At 71.8% G+C, this 18,951-nt stretch carries 14 protein-coding genes; 5 read left to right on the top strand and 9 right to left on the bottom strand.

Annotated elements, in window-relative coordinates; genetic code table 11:
* Nucleotides 1-118 precede the first annotated feature (118 nt).
* The gene (locus JXZ78_RS24375) at nucleotides 119-1,630 is read left to right on the top strand and encodes an MFS transporter (protein WP_238783342.1); all 1,512 of its coding nucleotides are present in this window, start codon (nucleotides 119-121) and stop codon (nucleotides 1,628-1,630) included.
* Between the two features lie 73 nt (nucleotides 1,631-1,703).
* On the opposite strand, the gene JXZ78_RS24380 is transcribed toward JXZ78_RS24375, so the two are convergent.
* Together JXZ78_RS24380 and JXZ78_RS24385 are read right to left on the bottom strand one after the other, a co-directional pair.
* The gene (locus JXZ78_RS24380; RefSeq protein ID WP_030024029.1) at nucleotides 1,704-3,194 is read right to left on the bottom strand and encodes an amino acid permease; all 1,491 of its coding nucleotides are present in this window, start codon (nucleotides 3,192-3,194) and stop codon (nucleotides 1,704-1,706) included.
* 350 nt (nucleotides 3,195-3,544) lie between these two features.
* Nucleotides 3,545-3,922: a hypothetical protein gene (locus JXZ78_RS24385; protein ID WP_050502955.1), complete on the bottom strand. Its 378-nt coding sequence runs from the start codon at nucleotides 3,920-3,922 to the stop codon at nucleotides 3,545-3,547.
* A gap of 233 nt (nucleotides 3,923-4,155) precedes the next feature.
* On the opposite strand from JXZ78_RS24385, the gene JXZ78_RS24390 reads away from it, so the two are divergent.
* Both JXZ78_RS24390 and JXZ78_RS40845 read left to right on the top strand, forming a co-directional pair.
* Nucleotides 4,156-4,887 (top strand): MerR family transcriptional regulator, encoded by a 732-nt coding sequence (locus tag JXZ78_RS24390; protein ID WP_030024026.1) that lies wholly within the window; start codon nucleotides 4,156-4,158, stop codon nucleotides 4,885-4,887.
* Nucleotides 4,888-4,976: 89 nt separating this feature from the next.
* Nucleotides 4,977-6,371: an ATP-binding protein gene (locus tag JXZ78_RS40845; RefSeq protein ID WP_030024025.1), complete on the top strand. Its 1,395-nt coding sequence runs from the start codon at nucleotides 4,977-4,979 to the stop codon at nucleotides 6,369-6,371.
* Between the two features lie 158 nt (nucleotides 6,372-6,529).
* On the opposite strand, the gene JXZ78_RS24400 is transcribed toward JXZ78_RS40845, so the two are convergent.
* The 5 genes from JXZ78_RS24400 to JXZ78_RS24420 all read right to left on the bottom strand — a co-directional run bounded on the left by JXZ78_RS24400 (nucleotide 6,530) and on the right by JXZ78_RS24420 (nucleotide 14,457).
* On the bottom strand, nucleotides 6,530-8,704 hold the full coding sequence (locus tag JXZ78_RS24400) for a 3-hydroxyacyl-CoA dehydrogenase NAD-binding domain-containing protein (RefSeq protein WP_030024024.1): 2,175 nt from the start codon (nucleotides 8,702-8,704) through the stop codon (nucleotides 6,530-6,532).
* Between the two features lie 34 nt (nucleotides 8,705-8,738).
* On the bottom strand, nucleotides 8,739-9,953 hold the full coding sequence (locus JXZ78_RS24405; RefSeq protein ID WP_030024023.1) for an acetyl-CoA C-acetyltransferase: 1,215 nt from the start codon (nucleotides 9,951-9,953) through the stop codon (nucleotides 8,739-8,741).
* A 122-nt stretch (nucleotides 9,954-10,075) separates the two neighbouring features.
* Nucleotides 10,076-11,218 (bottom strand): acyl-CoA dehydrogenase family protein, encoded by a 1,143-nt coding sequence (locus JXZ78_RS24410; RefSeq protein ID WP_030024022.1) that lies wholly within the window; start codon nucleotides 11,216-11,218, stop codon nucleotides 10,076-10,078.
* A 58-nt stretch (nucleotides 11,219-11,276) separates the two neighbouring features.
* Nucleotides 11,277-12,494, bottom strand: coding sequence for a CaiB/BaiF CoA transferase family protein (locus tag JXZ78_RS24415; protein WP_238783343.1), 1,218 nt, complete (start codon nucleotides 12,492-12,494; stop codon nucleotides 11,277-11,279).
* Between the two features lie 1,429 nt (nucleotides 12,495-13,923).
* Nucleotides 13,924-14,457 carry a GNAT family N-acetyltransferase gene (locus JXZ78_RS24420; RefSeq protein WP_030024019.1) on the bottom strand — a complete coding sequence of 178 codons (534 nt, stop codon included), beginning with the start codon at nucleotides 14,455-14,457 and terminating at the stop codon, nucleotides 13,924-13,926.
* A 531-nt stretch (nucleotides 14,458-14,988) separates the two neighbouring features.
* On the opposite strand from JXZ78_RS24420, the gene JXZ78_RS24425 reads away from it, so the two are divergent.
* Both JXZ78_RS24425 and JXZ78_RS24430 read left to right on the top strand, forming a co-directional pair.
* Nucleotides 14,989-15,726, top strand: a complete 738-nt coding sequence (locus JXZ78_RS24425) for an MgtC/SapB family protein (RefSeq protein ID WP_030024018.1) — start codon at nucleotides 14,989-14,991, stop codon at nucleotides 15,724-15,726.
* A gap of 39 nt (nucleotides 15,727-15,765) precedes the next feature.
* Nucleotides 15,766-16,197 carry a phosphatase domain-containing protein gene (locus tag JXZ78_RS24430; RefSeq protein WP_030024017.1) on the top strand — a complete coding sequence of 144 codons (432 nt, stop codon included), beginning with the start codon at nucleotides 15,766-15,768 and terminating at the stop codon, nucleotides 16,195-16,197.
* Here the strand turns inward: JXZ78_RS24430 and JXZ78_RS24435 are convergent.
* Nucleotides 16,182-17,705: a sialate:H+ symport family MFS transporter gene (locus JXZ78_RS24435; protein WP_078624615.1), complete on the bottom strand. Its 1,524-nt coding sequence runs from the start codon at nucleotides 17,703-17,705 to the stop codon at nucleotides 16,182-16,184. The genes JXZ78_RS24430 and JXZ78_RS24435 overlap by 16 nt on opposite strands.
* Entirely contained in the window at nucleotides 17,702-18,667 is a 966-nt protein-coding gene (locus JXZ78_RS24440; protein ID WP_050502954.1) for a dihydrodipicolinate synthase family protein, read from the bottom strand. Before JXZ78_RS24440 ends, JXZ78_RS24435 begins: the two co-directional genes overlap by 4 nt.
* Nucleotides 18,668-18,951 lie beyond the last annotated feature (284 nt).

Consider the following 18,951-nt stretch of genomic DNA (forward strand, 5'->3'; position numbering starts at 1 on the left):
TGGCGGGGCGGCGTGCCGACTTCGTACGAACGGACCTCGCGCAAGCGGACCTTATGTAAGGGGCAAAGAACCTTGGCGCCACTTGCTTTCCTGGACACCGAGAGTCCAGGATGCTGTCGTGACCGAGTTATCAGCCGATCCACGGGCCACTTCCGCGCGGCCCTCCCCCACAACCGCCGCCGCCCCGCGTCCGGGACCGCTGCTCGCCGTCCTGCTGTCCGCGTGGTTCATGGCACAGTTCGACTTCTTCGTCGTCAACGTCGCCGCCCCCTCGTTCGAGAAGGACCTGCACGCCGGGCCCGCCGCCCTCGAACTGATCGTCGGCGGCTACGCCTTCGCGTACGCCAGCGGCATGATCACCGGCGGCCGGCTCGGTGACCTCTTCGGGCACCGGCGTACATTCATCGTCGGGCTGATCGCCTTCGCCGTCACCTCCCTGCTCTGCGGCATCGCGGTGAACCCGGCCCAACTGGTCGGCGCCCGCCTTCTCCAGGGCTTCGCCGGGGCCGTGATGGTGCCGCAGGTCCTCGCCACGATCACCGCCACCTTCCCGGTGCACGCCCGAGGCCGGGCGATGGCCTGGTACGGCGTCGCCGGAGGCACGGCCTCGGTCGCCGGGCAGGTGCTCGGCGGCCTGATGCTGGACGCCGACATCCTCGGACTCGGCTGGCGGGTGCTGTTCCTGATCAATGTGCCGATCGGCGTGGTCGCGGCCCTGCTGGCCCTGCGGTTCCTGCCCTCGGTGCGCTCCGGGCGCCGGGCCCGGCTGGACCTGGCCGGCGCGGGCGGCGTGGCGCTGACGCTGGGCCTGGTGCTCGTACCGCTCGCCATGGGCCGGACCGCCGGCTGGCCGGTCTGGACCTGGCTCTGTCTGGCGGCCTCCCTGCCGGTGGGCGCGGCCACGGTGTTCTGGCAGCGGTCCCTGGCCGCCCGGGGCGGTGCGCCCGTCCTGGACCTCACACTGTTCCGTGAGGGGTCCTACCTCGCCGGGGTGGTGACGGGGGCGGCCTTCATGGCGTACTGGGCGAGCGTGATGTTCACCCTGACGCTGCTGCTCCAGGGCGGTTTCGGACTGGGTCCCTTCGGGGCCGGGCTGGCCTTCGCGCCGACCGGCGTCTGCTTCGCGGCCAGCTCGCTGCTCAGCCGCCCGCTGGTGCAGCGCTTCGGCCTGCGCATACTGCAACTGGGCAGCGTCGTCACGGTGGCCGGTCTGACGGCGCTCACCCTCGTGCTCCACTTCCTGCCGGACCGCGGGGCGCTGCCGTGGGTCGTGGTCACAATGGCGGTGGCCGGGGTGGGCAACGGGCTCACCTTCCCGCAGCTGATCGGCGCCTCGCTGGTGCGGGTGCCCGCGCAGCGGGCCGGGATCGGCGCCGGGGTGCTCACCACCGCCCAGCAGTTCGGCGGGGCCGCCGGTGTCGCGGTCATCGGCGCGGCCTTCTTCGCCGTGGCCGGCAGCGCGCCGACCGCCGCCGGGTACGCGCGTGCCGCCATGTGGACCACGGTGGTCTCGGTCGCCCTGACCTGTGTGGTCACGGTGCTGACGACGGTCATCCGGCGGGCGGCCGACCGCAGCGCGCGGGCCGAACTCGACAAGGCCGCGGAAGCGGTGAGAGGGACAGGCGGCTGAATCGTCGACACGGCGAAGGGCGGTCGCACGGCTTGCGCGCGTCCGCCCTTCACCGTGTCCTACGGCCTCGCGGTCACCCCTTGTCGAGCGTCGCCCGGCCGGCCGCCGCCTCGCGTTCGGCCGCGATCCGGCTCACCCGGCCGCGGACCGCGAACCAGCCGCCGAACAGCGCGGCGCCGATGACCGGCACCAGCATCACGGTCTGCTGTCCCACGCCCTCGCTGTCGAAGGCCATCAGGACGACGACGCCCAGCAGGAAGACGATGGTCACGATGTCGGTGACGGGCGTGCCCGGCAGCTGGAAGCGGGGGCGGTCGACCAGGCCCGCGCGGGAGCGCCGGACGAAGACCATGTGACAGAGCATGATCGTGCACCAGGTGCTGATGATGCCCAGCGCCGCGATGTTCAGCACGATCTCGAACGCCTTGCCCGGCACCAGGTAGTTGAGGCCGACGCCCAGCACGCACACCGCCGAGGTGAGCATGATGCCGCCGTACGGCACCTGGTTGCGGTTCATCAGGGCGGCGAACTTCGGCGCCGAGCCCGCCATCGACATCGAGCGCAGGATGCGGCCGGTCGAGTACAGGCCGGAGTTCAGACTGGACATCGCGGCGGTGAGCACCACGAGGTTCATCACGTCGCCCGCGGCCGGTACGCCCACGTTGGACAGCACGGTCACGAAGGGGCTCTCGGAGCCGGTGTACTTGTTCCACGGCAGCAGCAGCGCGAGCAGGATGACCGAGCCGACGTAGAAGACACCGACCCGCCACATGATCGAGTTCACGGCCTTGGGCACGACCTTCTCCGGCTCGCTGGTCTCGCCCGCGGTGACGCCGACCAGTTCGACGGCGGAGTAGGCAAAGACCACGCCCTGGAGCACGACCACCACGGGCAGCAGGCCGCTCGGGAAGAAGCCGCCGTGGTCGGTGATCAGGTTCAGGCCGGGCGTCTCGCCGCCCACCGGGTGCTGGGTGGTCAGCAGGAAGATCCCGATGAACATGAAGACGACCAGGGCCGCGACCTTGATGATCGCGAACCAGAACTCCATCTCGCCGAAGATCTTCACCGAGATGAGGTTGATGGCCAGCACCACCGCGAGCGCGATCAGCGCCATGGCCCACTGGGGTATGGCGGTGAACAGACTCCAGTAGTGGGTGTAGAGGGCGATCGCGGTGATGTCGGCGATACCGGTCGTGGACCAGTTGACGACGTACATCCAGCCCGCGACGTAGGCGCCCTTCTCCCCCAGGAACTCCCGCGCGTACGAGACGAAGGAGCCCGAGGACGGGCGGTGCAGCACCAGTTCGCCCAGGGCCCGTACGACGAAGAACGCGAACAGGCCGCAGACCGCGTACGCGACGGCGAGCGCGGGTCCGGCGGAGGCGAGCCGGCCGCCGGCGCCCAGGAACAGGCCGGTGCCGATCGCCCCGCCGATCGCGATCATGTTGATGTGCCGGCCCTTGAGGCCCTTGCTGTATCCGGCGTCTCCCGCGTCCTGGGCGGTCGAGGCCTTCCCCCCGTCCGGTGGCCTGTGGGCGTCTTCCTGGACGGTTTCCGTGCTCACAGCTGGTTCATCTCGCTTTCGGGCAGGCGATGGAGCCGTCACCGGTCCCACGGGTCACGCGAGTCCGGCCGACGGCACACCTTCCCCCAGAGCCGCCCCCTCGTCTGTGTGCTGGATCACAGCATGTATGAGCCATCAATAATCCGTCCGGTTATGACCGGAATGACTTGTCGGGGCCATGCCGATGAATTCCGCATTCCGCCACGCTCCGGTCATCACCCCTTACTCAGGAGAGTGATGCGCACCGTCGCCTTCCGGTCTGCACTGGCCGGAAACCGCCGCTGAGCCGAGAGCGCGGCGCAGTCGCCGTGGTGATGTCGCCGGGAGGGCGCCGTCGGGAAGCAGGCGGATCAGCGCACCGAGACGAGCACCTGGTCCGTGGGCGGCAGAGACTCCGGCATCCCGTCCGTGATCCAGGCGTACTCCAGCGCTGCCAGGCTGGCGCCCTTGTCGGTCCACACCAGCAGTTCACCGATGTACTCGCCGTGCTGGTCATGGACGTGCGCGTCGACGGGCACCAGCTCGGAGGGCATGGCCGCGTACCGCACCGGCTCCCGGACCCGCAGGTCGACGCTCACCGACCCGGGCCCCCAGAGGGCCACGACATCCGTCCGGTCCAGCTGGCCGCGCAGCTCGTACGCACCGGCGAAGTCGGCCGCGAGGATGTGCTCCAGCACAGCTCGCTCGGACACGGTCAGCGGACGGCGCTCGATGGGCAGACGGGGCATGCACCCATGATCCCAGGTCCGTGGAGCCGCGGGGCCGCCCCCGAGCGTGCGGACCCGCGGTCCACCGCGCACGGCCACCCACCCGCGCACCTCGCTCCCGCCAGGCCCCGGAAGGTTTCACAACGCTGGTGAGACAGCAATACTGTTGAACACGGTCGGCCGCGGCACGGACGCGGCGGGCGCAGGGGGCGCGGGCAGCCGCGCGGACGCAAGTGAGGGAAGTGAGGCGCGGCATGGCCACCGGGGCCGGGGAAGAACCGACACTCACCGTCGACGAGTTGGCCGCCCGCGCGGGCGTGACCGTGCGCACCGTCCGTTTCTACAGCACCCGGGGGCTGCTGCCCCCGCCCGCGATCGGCCCGCGCCGCGTCGGCCGGTACGGTGACGCCCACCTCTCCCGGCTCGCGCTCATCGAGGAACTCCAGCACCACGGCATGACGCTGGCCGCCATCGAGCGCTACCTCGCCCGGCTGCCCGACGACCTCAGCGCCCACGACCTCGCCATCCACCGCGCGCTGGTGGCCTCCTGGTCGCCGGACTCCGCCGAGGAGGCGACCCGGGCCCACCTGGAGCGCCGCGCGGGCCGGGCGCTGAGCGAGGACGACATCGACCGGCTGGCGGCGATGGACGTCCTGGAGCGCACCGGGGACCCCGACGCGTTCCGGGTCGACCCGGCCGTCCTGCACCTGGGCATCCGGCTGCTGGACGTACCGGTGGCGCTGGAGACGCTGCTCGCCGCCCGTACCGTCGTGCAGGAGCACACGCGCTCGGCGGCGCGCGAGCTGACCCGGCTCTTCCATGACGAGGTCTGGGACCCCTACCGCGCACGCGAGTCGGACCCCGAGCAGGTGGAGTCCATGAAGTCGCTCTCCGCGCACATGCAGCCGATGGTGGTGCAGGCGCTGGTCACGGCCTTCCAGCGGTCGATGCGCGAGGAGCTGCGGGCGACCTACGCCGAGGAGTGATCCCGCGCCCGGCGGGCATGACGTGGGTACCGGTCCGGCGGGGGTGACCGGCGGTGCGGCACAGCCCGACGAGCGAGACGAGGCCGTGGGTGGAGGGGCGCAGCATTTCCCGGGCCGAGGCGGCGGACATCCTCGCCCGGCAGGAGAGCCACTTCTGGGAGTTCAAGAGCGGCCGCGGCGGCGGGGCGGTCGTGCAGGTCATCGCGGCCGCCCTGGCCAACGCCGAGGGCGGGGAGTTCATCGTCGGCATCGAGGATCCGCGCAGCGGGCGCGGGCTGGCGCGGTGGCGCGGCTTCGCCTCGCTGGAGGACGCCAACTTCGTCCAGCAGGCCATGGTCGACCAGGTGGAGCCGCCGGTTCCGTACGACATCGAGTTCCTGCGGGTGGACGGGCACCCGGAGCTGGGGTGGGCCTGCCTGGTCACGGTCCACAAGAGCCCGGACGTGCACCGGACGGCGCGCGGCGAGGTGCCGCAGCGCCGGGGCGCGCAGTCACGGCGCCTGAAGGGGACGCAGATCACCGATCTGTCGCTGTCCAAGGGCGCCCGTTCCTACGAGGACCAGTTGCTGCGCGACTACACCCTGGAGGAGCTGCGGGACGAGGACGAGCTGCACGTCTTCCTCGGCCGGTACAGCCCGAGCACCTCCGCCGAACGGTTCCTGCGCCGGCAGCGCCTGGTGGACCGCGGCGGATCGCCGGCGACCGTGGCCGGCGCCGTCCTGTTCGCCGCCGAGCCGCCCGTCGTCGTACCGAAGAAGTGCTCGGTGAAGATCGCCCGGTACGAGACCGGGGAGCAGGTCCCGGACCGCCGGCACCTGAAGTCGGCGCCGACGACGGTGGACGGGCCGGCCCGGCTGCTGATCGACCGGACGCTGGCGGCGGTCACCCGGATCATCCAGTCGGTGCCGGTGCTGGGCCCGGACGGTGCCCTGTCGCCGATGGCCTATCCGCCGGAGGCGCTGAAGGAGATCATCGTCAACGCGGTGATCCACCGGGACTACAACCTCTCCGACGACATCCTGATCTCGGTGTTCGACAACCGGGTGGAGGTCCGCAGTCCGGGCCGGCTGCCCGGTCACATGACGCCGGACACCCTGTTCACGGACCGCTTCGCGCGCAACCCGACGATCGTGCGGCTGCTGAACAAGTACCCGGATCCGCCGAACAAGGACATCGGCGAGGGACTGGACACCGTACTGAGCACGATGAAGGCGGCCAAGCTCAGGGAGCCGCGGTTCTTCGTGGAGGACAACGCGTTCGTCGTGGTGCTGGAGCACACGCCGCTGGCCCGGCCCGAGGAACTGGTGCTCCAGTACCTGCGGTCCAACCCGGAGATCCCCAATCGGATCGCGCGCCGGATCACCGGCATCGCCTCCGAGAACCGGATGAAGCGGGTCTTCCACCGGCTGCGGGACGCCGGGCAGATCGAGCCGGTGCCGGACCGGGCCGGTTCCCGTGCGGCGTGGCGCCTCAGAGGGGACTGACGGGACTGAGCGGCCGGGCGGGCGGGTCCGATCGGCCAGGCGGGGCCGACAGCCGGGCAGGTCCGACCGGCCGGGTGGGACCGACCGGCCGGGTCCGTGGTGGTGCGGACCCGGCCCCGACCCGTCCGCACCACCACGCGTCTCACGTCCCACGCGTCTCACGCGTCGCTGAACTTCTCCCCCTTCTCCGCCTTCTCCAGCAGCAGCGCGGAGGGCGCGAACCGCTCCCCGTACGCCGCCTGGAGCTCGCGGGCGCGGGCGACGAACCCGGGCAGCCCGCCCTCGTAGCCGTTGATGTACTGGATGACGCCGCCGGTCCAGCCGGGGAAGCCGATGCCCAGGATGGAGCCGATGTTGGCGTCCGCGACGGAGGTGAGCACGCCTTCCTCGAAGCACCGCACGGTGTCCAGCGCCTCGGCGAACAGCATCCGCTCCTGCATGTCGCGGAAGGGGATCTCGGTGCCGGCCTGGGTGAAGTGCTCGCGCAGGCCCGGCCACAGGCCGCCCCGCTTCCCGTCCTCGCCGTACTCGTAGAAGCCCCCGCCGCCGCTGCGGCCCGGCCGCCCGAACTCGTCCACCATGCGGTCGATGACGGTGTCGGCCGGGTGCTCCGGCCAGGTGCCGCCGGCCGCCTCGACGGCCCGCCGGGTCTCGTCGCGGATCTTGCGCGGGAGGGTGAGGGTCAGCTCGTCCATCAGGGAGAGCACCTTGGCCGGGTAGCCCGCCTGGGCCGCGGCCTGCTCCACGGAGGCCGGCTCGACGCCCTCGCCGACCATCGCCACGCCCTCGTTGATGAAGTGGCCGATGACGCGGGAGGTGAAGAAGCCGCGCGAGTCGTTGACGACGATGGGGGTCTTGCGGATCTGGCGTACCAGGTCGAAGGCGCGGGCCAGCGCCTCGTCGCCGGTCCGCCCGCCCTTGATGATCTCCACCAGCGGCATCTTGTCGACCGGCGAGAAGAAGTGCAGGCCGATGAAGTCGGCCGCCCGCTCGACGCCTTCGGCGAGGCCGGTGATGGGCAGTGTGGAGGTGTTGGAACACAGCAGCGCGTCGGGGGCGACGATGTGCTGGATCTCCTGGAACACCTTGTGCTTGAGGGCGGTGTCCTCGAAGACCGCCTCGATGACGGCGTCACAGCCGGCCAGGTCCTGCGGGTCGGCGGTGGGGGTGATACGGGCGAGGAGCTCGTCCCGCTGGGCCTCGGTGGTCCGGCCGCGGCTCAGCGCCTTGGCGAGCAGGCCCGCCGAATACGCCTTGCCCTTCTCGGCCGCCTCCAGGGAGACGTCCTTGAGGACGACCTCGATCCCGGCCCTGGCGCAGGAGTACGCGATGCCGGCGCCCATCATGCCGGCGCCGAGGACGGCGACCTTCTCGACCGTGCGCGGCGCGACGTCCTTGGGGCGGTTGGCGCCGGAGTTGACGGCCTGGAGGTCGAAGAAGAACGCCTGGATCATGTTCTTGGAGACCTGGCCGGTGACCAGCTCGACGAAGTACCGCGCCTCGATGGTCTGCGCGGTCTCGAAGTCGACCTGGGAGCCCTCGACGGCCGCCGCGAGGATGTTGCGCGGGGCCGGGTACGGGGCGCCGTTCAGCTGCTTCTTCAGGTTGGCCGGGAAGGCGGGGAGGTTGGCGGCGAACTTCGGGTGGGCCGGGGTGCCGCCGGGGATCTTGTACCCCTTGACGTCCCAGGGCTGCCGGGCCTCGGGGTTGGCGTCGATGAACGCGCGCGCCTTCTCGGTCAGCTCCTCGGGCGTGGCCGCGATCTCGTTGACCAGGCCGTTCTCCAGGGCGCGCGTGGCGTTGTACTGGGTGCCCTGGAGCAGCACCTTCAGCAGCGCGTCGGCGATGCCCAGCAGCCGGACCGTACGGACCACGCCGCCGGCCGCCGGGAGCAGGCCGAGGGTCACCTCGGGCAGGCCGATCTTGGTGGCGCGGGTGTCGAGGGCGACGCGGTGGTGGCAGGCGAGCGCCAGCTCGTAACCGCCGCCGAGGGCGGCGCCGTTGATGGCGGCGACGACGGGCTTGCCGAGGGTCTCGATGCGGCGCAGGTCGCGCTTGATGCCCTGGCCCGTCTCGAACGCCCGCTCGGCGTGCTCGGGGGTGACGGCGATCAGGTCGCGCAGGTCGCCGCCGGCGAAGAAGGTCTTCTTGGCGGAGGTGAAGATGACGCCGCGTACGGTGTCCCGCTCGGCCTCCAGGCGGTCGGCGACGGCGGTCAGCGACGTCTTGAAGGCCTCGTTCATCGTGTTGGCCGACTGGTCCGGGTCGTCGAGGACGAGGGTGACGACGCCGGTCTCGTCCTGTTCCCAGCGGATGGTGGTGGATTCACTCATGAGGTGCGTACTCCGTGGTGGGTGCGGACGAGGGTCAGACGCGCTCGACGACGGTGGCGATGCCCATGCCGCCGCCGACACAGAGGGTGGCCAGGCCGTACCGCTTGTCCTGGCGCTCCAGTTCGTCGACGAGGGTGCCCAGGATCATCGCGCCGGTGGCGCCGAGGGGGTGGCCCAGGGCGATGGCGCCGCCGTTGACGTTGACCTTGTCCAGGCTCAGGCCCATGTCCTTGACGAAGCGCAGCACGACCGCGGCGAACGCCTCGTTGATCTCGACCAGGTCGATGTCGTCGATGGTCAGTCCGGCCTTGGCCAACGCCTTGCGGGAGGCGGGGGCGGGGCCGGTGAGCATGATCGTGGGCTCGGAGCCGGAGACCGCGGCGGAGACGATGCGGGCGCGCGGGGTGAGGCCGTAGCGCTCGCCGACCTCGCGGGAGCCGATGGCGACCAGCGCCGCGCCGTCCACGATGCCGGAGGCGTTGCCCGCGTGGTGGACGTGGTCGATCTTCTCGATCCAGTGGTACTTCTGCAGGGCCACCGCGTCGAAGCCGCCCATGTCGCCGATGGTGGCGAAGGACGGCTTCAGGCCGGCCAGCGAGTCGGCCGTGGTGCCGGGCCGCAGGTGCTCGTCGTGGTCGAGGACGACGAGGCCGTTGCGGTCGGTGACGGGCACGACGGAGCGGGCGAAGCGGCCGTCCTTCCAGGCCGCGGCGGCGCGCTCCTGGGAGAGGGCGGCGTACTCGTCGACGTCGCGGCGGGAGTAGCCTTCGATGGTGGCGATGAGGTCGGCGCCGATGCCCTGCGGGACGAAGCCGGTGTCGAAGTTGGTCATCGGGTCGGCGAACCAGGCGCCGCCGTCGGAGGCCATCGGGACCCGCGACATCGACTCGACACCGCCCGCGAGCACCAGGTCCTCCCAGCCGGAGCGGATCTTGGCGGCGGCCATGTTGACCGCTTCGAGGCCGGAGGCACAGAAGCGGTTCTCCTGGACGCCCGCGACGGTGTCGGGCAGCCCGGCGGCGATCGCCGCGATCCGGGCGATGTCCGAGCCCTGGTCGCCGACCGGCCCGACGACACCGAGCACGATGTCGTCGACGGCGGCCGGGTCGAGGCCGGGGAAGCGGCTGCGCACCTCGTGGATGAGGCCGACGACGAGGTCGATCGGCTTGGTGCCGTGCAGCGCGCCGTTGGCCTTGCCGCGGCCGCGCGGGGTGCGGATCGCGTCGTACACGTACGCTTCGGAAGTCACGGTGAGCAGCCTTTCCAGCTGGCGTTTCGGGGGGAGCGGCGGGGGTGTGGGGGTCCGGGGCGGGTTCGGGGGCGGCGGGTTCGTGGCGCGGGCGCGGGCTGCGGAGGCCGGGGGCGGTCCGGTCAGCCGAGGATCGAGCGGCCGATGATCTCCTTCATGATCTCGGTGGTGCCTCCGTAGATGGTCTGGATACGGCCGTCGGTGAAGGCCCTGGCGACCGGGTACTCGCTCATGTAGCCGTACCCGCCGTGCAGTTGCAGACAGCGGTCGGCGACGCGCTTCTGGAGTTCGGTGGCCCACCACTTGGCCATCGAGGCGTGCACGGCGGACAGTTTCCCGTCGGAGTGGTCCACGATGCAGCGGTCCAGGAACTCGCGGGTGACGGCGCACTCGGTGGCCATTTCCGCCACCTCGAAGCGGATGTGCTGGAGCTTGGCGAGCGGCCGGCCGAACGCCTCGCGCTCCTTCACGTACCGCGTGGTGATCTCCAGCAGGTGCTCGGCGGCGGCGATCCCGGCGACCGCGATGCCCATCCGCTCCTGCGCCAGATTGGTCATCAGGTGGACGAACGCCCCGTTCAGCTCGCCGAGGAGGTTCTCCTTGGGCACCCGTACGCCGGTGAAGAACAGCTCGGCGGTGTCCTGCGCCTTCTGGCCGATCTTGTCCAGGTTGCGGCCGCGCTCGAACCCCGGCGTGTCCCGCTCGACGACCAGGAGGCTCAGGCCGTGCGCGCCGCCCTCGGGGGTGGTCTTGGCGACGACGATCACCAGGTCGGCGAGGATGCCGTTGGAGATGAACGTCTTGGAGCCGTTCAGCAGCCAGTGGTCGCCGCGGTCCTCGGCCGTGGTGCGGATGCCCTGGAGGTCGGAGCCGGCGCCCGGTTCGGTCATGGCGATGGCGGTGATCGTCTCGCCGCTGCAGAAACCGGGCAGCCAGCGGCGCTTCTGCTCCTCGGTGGCGAGCTGGGTCAGGTACGGGCCGACGATGTCGTTGTGCAGGCCGACCGCGAGCCCGGCGACGCCGGCCCGGGTGAACTCCTCGGCCAGTACGGCGGCGTAGCGGAAGTCGGGATTGCCGCCGCCTCCGTACTCCTCGGGGACGGCCAGGCCCAGCAGGCCCTGCTTGCCCGCCGCGCGCCAGGCGTCGCGGCTGACGATGCCGTCCCGCTCCCACTGGTCGTAGTGCGGCAGGACCTCCCGGTCGAGGAAGGTCCGTACGGTGCGGCGGAATGCGTCGTGGTCCTCGGTGAAGATCCGGCGTTCCAGCTGCGCGGTCATCGCGGGGTGCCTCCTCGGGGCCGGCGGTGCGTCAGGGGTGTGTCCATCAGCCGTCCGCCCTTGTAGGGCCGGAACCGGCGTCGGCGGCCCGGGTGCCGTCCGGCCAGGCCGTCCCGCGGCCTGGCCCGGACGCCGGGTCGCGGCGGTCGGTGAGCGCCGGGACGTCCCAGTCGCGGGCCACCTCGACGGTGTCGGCGCCGGGCTGGGCCGGCGGCCGGCGGATCGTGCCGGGGGTGGCGGAGAAGCGCGGGGCCGGTGCGGGCTGGGTGATGCCGCCGTGGTCGGCGAAGGTGCCACGGGCGGCGAGGTGTGGATGGCTGGGGGCCTCGCGCAGCGAGAGGACCGGCGCCACGCAGGCGTCGGACGCCTCGAAGACGGCCGTCCACTCCGCACGGGTACGGGTCTTGAAGCGGGCGGCGATGGCGGCCCGCAGGTCCTCCCAGGCGGCCGGGTCGTCGCGGGCGGGCGCCTCGTCCTCGATGCCGAGCAGCCGGACGAACTCGCCGTAGAAGCGCTGTTCCAGGGCGCCGACCGCCATGTGGCCGCCGTCGGCGGTCTCGTACGTGCCGTAGAACGGCGCCGCGCCGTCGAGGAGGTTGGCGCCGCGGCGGTCCTGCCAGCCGCCCGCGGCGAGCATGGCGTGGATCATCGCGGTGAGGTGGGCGGTGCCGTCGACGATGGCCGCGTCCACGACCTGGCCGCGGCCGCCGTCGGTCTGGGCGTGCCGGAGCGCGGCCAGGACGCCGACGACCAGGTAGAGGGAGCCGCCCGCGTAGTCGCCGAGCAGGTTGGCGGGGACGGCGGGCGGGCCTCCGGGCGGGCCGATCATGCCGAGCGCGCCGGTGACGGCGATGTAGCCGATGTCGTGTCCGGCGGTCCCGGCCAGCGGTCCCCGCTGGCCCCAGCCGGTCATCCGGCCGTACACCAGCCGGGGGTTGCGCTCCAGGCAGGCGTCCGGGCCGATGCCGAGGCGCTCGGCGACGCCGGGGCGGTACCCCTCGATCAGTACGTCGGCGCGCTCCACGAGGTCCAGCACCTGGCCGGGGCCCGCGGCGGCCTTCAGATCCACCAGCACGGAGCGTTTGTTGCGGTTGGTGAGGTCGTACGCCGGGTCGATACCGAGGCCGGAACCGCCGGGCCGGTCGACGCGCACCACGTCGGCACCGAGGTCGGCCAGGAGCATCGCGGCGAACGGGCCCGGCCCGATGCCGGCCAGCTCCACCACGCGCACCCCGCTCAGCGGGCCGTTCCCTGTCCCTGCCATCGGGCCCCCTGAGCTCCGCAGCACTGTGACACTTCTGATGTAACACTCGCGATGTTAAGAACGTGTTCCACTTTCCACAAGCCCCCACGGCAACGGGCCGGTACGGATAACCGCCCTTGCCGCGCCACGCCGTGGCCGAAGCGTGGCGCGGCAAGGGCCTCGCCCACGCTCTGGTCGCCGACGTGGAGCGCGCGGCCCGACGCCGACGCGAAGGAGAAGTCCGGCGCGGCCATCCTGGACGTCACGCTTGAGCCGGAGATGACAGCCTTTTACAACGGACTCGGCTTCACCCTCTCCCCCCGACGGCTTCGCCCCCCACACCGGCCGACTTCATCTGCCACAACCCGATCAAGGGCTTCCGCTACTCCGTGAAGCCGCTGCGCACCGGCGTCCAGGTGGAGCCCTGCCCACTCCATACGGGCCATACGGGCGACAGCTGGTCATTCGCGGCGTCCTGCCCGGCTCTGCAAGCTGAGCAGGCGCCTTGGGCGCCGCCCTGTCGTTGGGCACGGCATCGCGTGCCTGAACATCCGGCCCCCGCGGATGCACGAGCGGGCCCTGGGCCAATGCGGTCCGGTGTGACTGAGCTTGTCTTTTATCTTCGGGTGTCTTCGGGCGTAACGCAGAGCGACCACGTCCCCATGGCCTGCCGTCTCAGACCTCGAACGGATCTCGAACTTGGGGCAGGGTTGCCGTGGTCCGCGATGGCCGGGGTGGTCGTCGCGCGGTCGCGTGCCTGCTCACTGACGATGACCAGTACGACGTGGCTCTGCCTGATCAGCCCCTGCTGCGTGTGGACGGTGACGGGCCAGGCATCGTTGCCGTTGAACGGTCATGATCACGAATCGGACCACTGCCGCTCTTGGACGCCTCTCTCTCGCCCTGGGGGAGGTCTTGCCGCCGCAGCACCGGCCTCGGCCGGAAGCATCGGAGACTTCCTCTCCCCGGCCTTCGCCACCAACTGGACCAAGCACCACACCGGAGCCCGCCCGAGTGGAGCCACCACACAAGGCACCGGCGCCGCCAACGGAAACCACGCCGTCCTGCCGCTCGGCAGCGCACTCAACCAGTGCGCGGCGCCGACCTCAATCCACGCGCCGCCACCGAGCCTGTCGTCTGGATCACCACCAGCGTCCCCATCGGGAGCCCCAACACATCGTGCGGCCACGGGATTCTTCCCTTGGGGGCAACGGTTCCCGTGGTGCGGTTCCCGTTCCAGACCATGGAGGCCACCGTCGGGCACCCACCACGGGGCAGGGAGCTGTCCAGGGTCGTTGGGTACGGGCGGCATCGCTCCACGATGGCGCGCACCTTGCAGCCTCTCCCCCACTACGTGCCGGGTAGAGCCGGTCAGTGAGCCGCTTCCAGGTCCGGCAGGGCGTGCTCTCAGCTCAGGCACCGCGGAACAAGCTGTGGGCCGTGCACCGGTTCATGCCGCGAACTCGGTCAGATCGATGGTGTGAACGCGCAGCGGACGGCCGTGGACCGGATGCGCCGTTTCGCGTTCCAGCTCCATGCCGAGCTTGCGCACGATGTTCTCGGAGGCCTGGTCACCCTCCTGGCTGATGCTGATGACACGGTCGAGGCCACGGTCCTGGAGCGCGAACTCCAGCGTGGCGTGGGCGGCTTCGGACGCGTACCCCTGGCCCCAGAACTGCGGTCCGAGCCGCCAGCTGATCGCCACGGCGGGCAGCACCTGCGGCAGGAACTCGGGCACGGACAGACCCGTACAGCCGGCCAGCTCACCCGAGGCCAGCAGCTCGACGGCGAAGAGCCCGAAGCCCTCCTCGTCCCACTCCTCCTCCCAGCGCTCGATGGCCTCAGCCGTGTCGTCCAGATCGCGCACCGAGCCGTCATCGATCCAGCGCATGACCCGCGGGTCCGCGTTGATGTCCGCCATGGGCGCGAGGTCGTCGTCGTGCCACCGACGGAGCAGAAGGCGGGGAGTACGAATCTCGATCATGGCAGCATCCTGCCGAAGTCCAGCACCTCACCGGTAATCGACGCTCCACTCCACCACCACCGGCCGGCATCCGGGCACGCCCGTGCGAGCCGCCAGCCCGGGAGATTCCTGCTCGTCGAATGCGCAGGTCAGTGGCGTGCCTGAGGCGGTGTGCCGGGGGTTTGGCGCGCAGCGGGCCGCCCTTAGCCCTCAGCCACCCGGTCGCGGGCAGCGGCGCTTTCACCGTCGGCGGCCTGGTCCTCGTGCACGCACGCCCCCACAGGCCTTCACGCGTCACCTCACCAGCGGCGCGCTCCCCCATTGGGACCGGCGATGGACCCGTACACGGATATGGACCGCCGCACCATCGCCACCACCCCTTCCCGCGCCGGACCGGCCGTCCGCCGTCCGCCGTCCGCCGGACACCGTGCGACCGTCCGCCGGTCACCGGTCACCGGTCACCGGTCGCCGCTCGCCGCTCGCCATGAGAACCACGCTAGCGGCGACCACTGACAACGGCCCGTAAGCCGATCACGGAGGGACAATGGCCGAATGCCTCACACGCACCTCGCATCCCCGTTGTTCGACGTCAGCCATGGTCAGGGCCTCCGCCAGTTCGCCGAACTGGCGCTGGCGCTGGTCCTGTCCTCCCTCATCGGGCTGGAGCGGCAGGTCCAGCAGAAGAGCGCGGGGCTGCGCACCCACACCCTCGTCGGCGTGGGCAGCGCGCTCTTCATGGAGGTGTCGGTCCACGGCTTCTACGCGCTGCTGGGCACGGACGGCGTCACGCTGGACCCGTCCCGGGTGGCCGCGCAGATCGTCTCGGGCATCGGCTTCATCGGCGGCGGCCTGATCTTCGTCAAGAAGGACGCGGTACGGGGCCTGACGACCGCCGCGACGATCTGGCTGACCTGCGCCATCGGCATGGCCTGCGGCGGCGGCCTGCCCCTGCTGGCCCTGGGCGCGACCCTGGTCCACTTCCTCGTCGTCCGCGGGTTCCCGAAGCTGTTCTCGGGGCGGCGGCGTGCGCCGTTCATCGAGCGCGTCGAACTGCGCCTGAGCTACCGTGCCCAGCACGGCCTGCTGGGCCGGATGCTGGAGATGTGCACCAGCAGCGGCTTCCAGGTGACCGACGTCCAGGTGGAGACGGGCTCGGACGACCAGGTGCCGGCCGAGGTGCTGCTCCGGCTGGAGGGCCCGGGCTCGGCGCACCCGCTCGTGGAACAGCTGACGGAGCTGGACGGCGTGCGCGGGGTCTCCCTGGGGCGGGAGTCGGACCGTACGGAGTGACAATCGGGAACAAGTGGACAAGCAACAGGGGGCGGCACGGTGAGCACGGTCTGGCAGGACACCGACCCGGGGGTGCTTCGGCTGCCCTCCGGCCGCACGGTCCGGGGCCGCGGCCTGCGCCGCTCGGTACCGCCGGGCCCGACACCGGACTTCGCCGTGTACCTGCTCGGCAAGGAGCCGCCCGAGGTTCCCTGGGAGGCGCGCTGGCTGCGCTGGCCCGATTTCCGGCTGCCGGGCGACCGTGCCCGGGCACGTGAACTCTTCGGCGAGGTCTGGGAACGCGCGGAGACGGAACGCGTCGAGGTCGCCTGCGGAGGCGGCCGCGGCCGTACCGGCACGGCCCTCGCCTGCATCGCCGTACTGGACGGGGTGCCGGCCGCGCAGGCGGTGGACTTCGTCCGCGGCTCCTACGACCACCGCGCCGTCGAGACACCCTGGCAGCGGCGCTATGTACGTCACTTCGGGCGCTGACGGCCGGACCCACCCGCCGCATCCACATCCGCACCCGCACCCGCACCCGCCCCGGCCCCGGCCCCGGCGGGCACCAGATGGTCCCCCACCGTGCCGCGGTGCAGCAGGCGCGCGAGCCGCACCGGTACGTCACCGCCCACCAGGACGATGACCACCAGCGTCAGCCCGAAGGTGAGGACGGCCAGCGCCCGGCCCAGCGACATTCCCTCGGCGAGCCGGGCGCCGAGCACCGGGGCGACCGCCCCGCCGAGCGCGCCGACGTTGTAGACGAAGCCGAGCGACGCCGCGCGGACCGCGGTCGGGAAGTGCCCGGCGAGGTACTTGGGCAGGATGCCCGAGATGCCCTGGCTCAGGGCGAGCAGCCCGAAGAGCAGAACCCCCAGGCCGACGAGGCTGTCCTGAACGGCGAACACGGGGAAGACGAACCCGAGGGAGAGCAGCAGCGTCCCGGCGTACGCCCGGCGGGTGCCGAACCGGTCCCCCGTGAAACCGGCCAGCCAGCAGCCCGCCATCGTCCCGAAACCGGCGTAGAACATCACGTCCGCGACCTGGGCGGGCGCGTACCCCAGTTCGGTCTTGAGGTAGGTGGGCAGCAGGGCCTGGACGGGCCAGCTGTAGAGGAACGCGCAGAACACGGTGAACGTCAGGGATACGTACAGCACCCAGCCGCGCCGCCCGCCGAGCTGGCCGGCGAAGGCGGTCAGGCAGAGCGCGGCGAGCGCCGCGAGCCAGGGGGTGTGTCCCCTCCCGGCCGGGGTGAACACGCAGAAGAGGGCGGCGGACGCGACCGCCGCGAGCAGGACGTTGAGCCGCCGTCTGGCGCGTCCGGCGAACAGCGGACCGAAGGGGCGGGGACGCGCTCCGGCCGCTCCGACCTCGGCGCTCCAGTCGTCCGCCTCCGGGAGCGATCTGCGGACCCAGAGCGCCACCAGTACGGGCAGCACCCCGATCCAGAACATCCAGCGCCAGCCCCAGTGGGGCACGACCCACTGGTACAGCTGGGCGGCCAGGACCGTGCCGCCCGCGTAGCCGGATATGAGGAATCCGGAGGCCCGGTTGCGCAAGGGCGCGGGCCAGCTCTCCAGGACGTACGTGGCACTGGCGCTGTACTCCCCCGCCATGCCCATGCCGATGATCAGCCGGGCGGCGAACAGGCTGGTGTAGTCCCAGGCGAAGCCGCAGGCGAAGGTTCCGAGGGAGTACAGGAGGATGCTGGCGATCATCGCGGCCTTGCGCCCGTACCGGTCGCCCGCCGCGCCGAGGAGCGCCCCGCCGAGCCAGCGGGTGATGAACGCGCCGGAGACCAGGGAGGCCGCACCGGCCGTGCTCAGTCCGAACGTGTCGGCGATCTCGGTCAGTACCAGGGTGATCAGGACGAAATCGAAGCCGTCCAGGAGGTAGCCCACCCAGGCCGCCAGCATCGCCTTCCACTGGCGGGGCGTCACCTGCCGGTACCAGGGCGGGCGCCGCGCCCGGCGCCGGGGGCCCTTCGCGGGGCGCGCCCTCACAGCAGTCCGGCTTCTTCCAGGCACCGCCGGACCCTGCCGACGGCGGCCTCGTCCAGCGGGAGCTGGGGCGGCGCGGTGGCCGGACAGTCGATCACGCCCTGGAGGTGCAGGGCCGCTTTGAAGGCGCCCAGGGCGGAGGAGTTGCGGCCCATCGCCGCCGGGTCGCCCGCGTCGGTGAGGGCGAAGAGGGCGGCGAGCCGGTCCTGTTCGGCGGCGGCCTCGCGCCAGCGGCCCGCCGCGGCGTGCTCGTGGAGTCGTACGTAGCCGTGCGGATCGACGTTGCCGAGGCCGGGGACGACGCCGTGGGCGCCCGCCAGCAGGGCGCCGTCCACGGTCAGCTCGGACCCGGTGAGTACGGAGAAGTCCGGCACCTGGGTGCGGACGCGCACCAGGAGGCGTCGCAGCGCCCCGTCCTCGCCGCTGCTGTCCTTCAGACCGGCCAGCACGCCGTCCCGGGCGAGCGTGACCACGGTGTCGGCAGACAGTTTGGTGTGCACGGCCATCGGGATGTCGTACGCGAACAACGGCAGGTCGGCGCCGTCCCGTACCCGGGTGAAGTGGTCGGCGATCTCGGCGGGGTGGGTGCGGGTGTAGAACGGCGCGGTGGCCACGATCGCGTCGGCGCCCAGGCTCCGGGCGGCGCGGGCGTGTTCCAGGACCCGGGCGGTCGTCATGTCGATGGCCCCGGCCAGTACGGGCAGCCGTCCCCCGGCCGCCTCGGCCACCGTCTCGATGACGGTGCGGCGCTGCGCGTCGGTCAAGAAGGCGGCCTCGCCGCTGGAACCGAGGACGAACAGCCCGCTCACCCCGGCACCGGCCAGCCGGGTGGCGAGCGCGGCCAGCGAACGGGTGTCGACCCGGCCGTCCGGGGTCAGCGGGGTGCACAGCGGCGGGACGACGCCGGTGAGCGGTGCGCGGAGCTGCGCGGGACGGGGCGCGGGGGGCTGCGCGGGAGGGAGCATCGGTGACCAGCTTTCTGCTCGTGCCGCGTGCCGTGCGGGGGTCGGCGCGGCCTGGCCGGCACACGTCGCGACCCGTCAGACCGTCGCGGCCGGTCGGGACCGTCGCGGCCGGTCGGGACCGTGACGGCCGATCGGGACCGCCACGGCCGATCGGGACCGTCACGGCCGGCCGCCCGGCCGCCCGGCCAGGAACATTCCAGACATCGGACGTCCCATGTTGGCGGACGTGCGGGTGAATGTGGACCAGCCGCCCTGGCGTGTCAAGACCGCCTGCGCAGGGCCCC

Origin of the sequence: Streptomyces monomycini (genome assembly GCF_022271435.1) — a bacterium.
GTDB classification, from domain to species: Bacteria; Actinomycetota; Actinomycetes; order Streptomycetales; family Streptomycetaceae; genus Streptomyces; species Streptomyces monomycini.

Coding starts and splice junctions, on each gene's coding strand:
- JXZ78_RS24385 (WP_050502955.1), bottom strand. CDS start 3,922: ATGCCCCGTCTGCCCATCGAGCGCCGTCCGCTGACCGTGTCCGAGCGA.
- JXZ78_RS24390 (WP_030024026.1), top strand. CDS start 4,156: ATGGCCACCGGGGCCGGGGAAGAACCGACACTCACCGTCGACGAGTTG.
- JXZ78_RS24400 (WP_030024024.1), bottom strand. CDS start 8,704: ATGAGTGAATCCACCACCATCCGCTGGGAACAGGACGAGACCGGCGTC.
- JXZ78_RS24415 (WP_238783343.1), bottom strand. CDS start 12,494: ATGGCAGGGACAGGGAACGGCCCGCTGAGCGGGGTGCGCGTGGTGGAG.
- JXZ78_RS24420 (WP_030024019.1), bottom strand. CDS start 14,457: ATGATCGAGATTCGTACTCCCCGCCTTCTGCTCCGTCGGTGGCACGAC.
- JXZ78_RS24425 (WP_030024018.1), top strand. CDS start 14,989: ATGCCTCACACGCACCTCGCATCCCCGTTGTTCGACGTCAGCCATGGT.
- JXZ78_RS24440 (WP_050502954.1), bottom strand. CDS start 18,667: ATGCTCCCTCCCGCGCAGCCCCCCGCGCCCCGTCCCGCGCAGCTCCGC.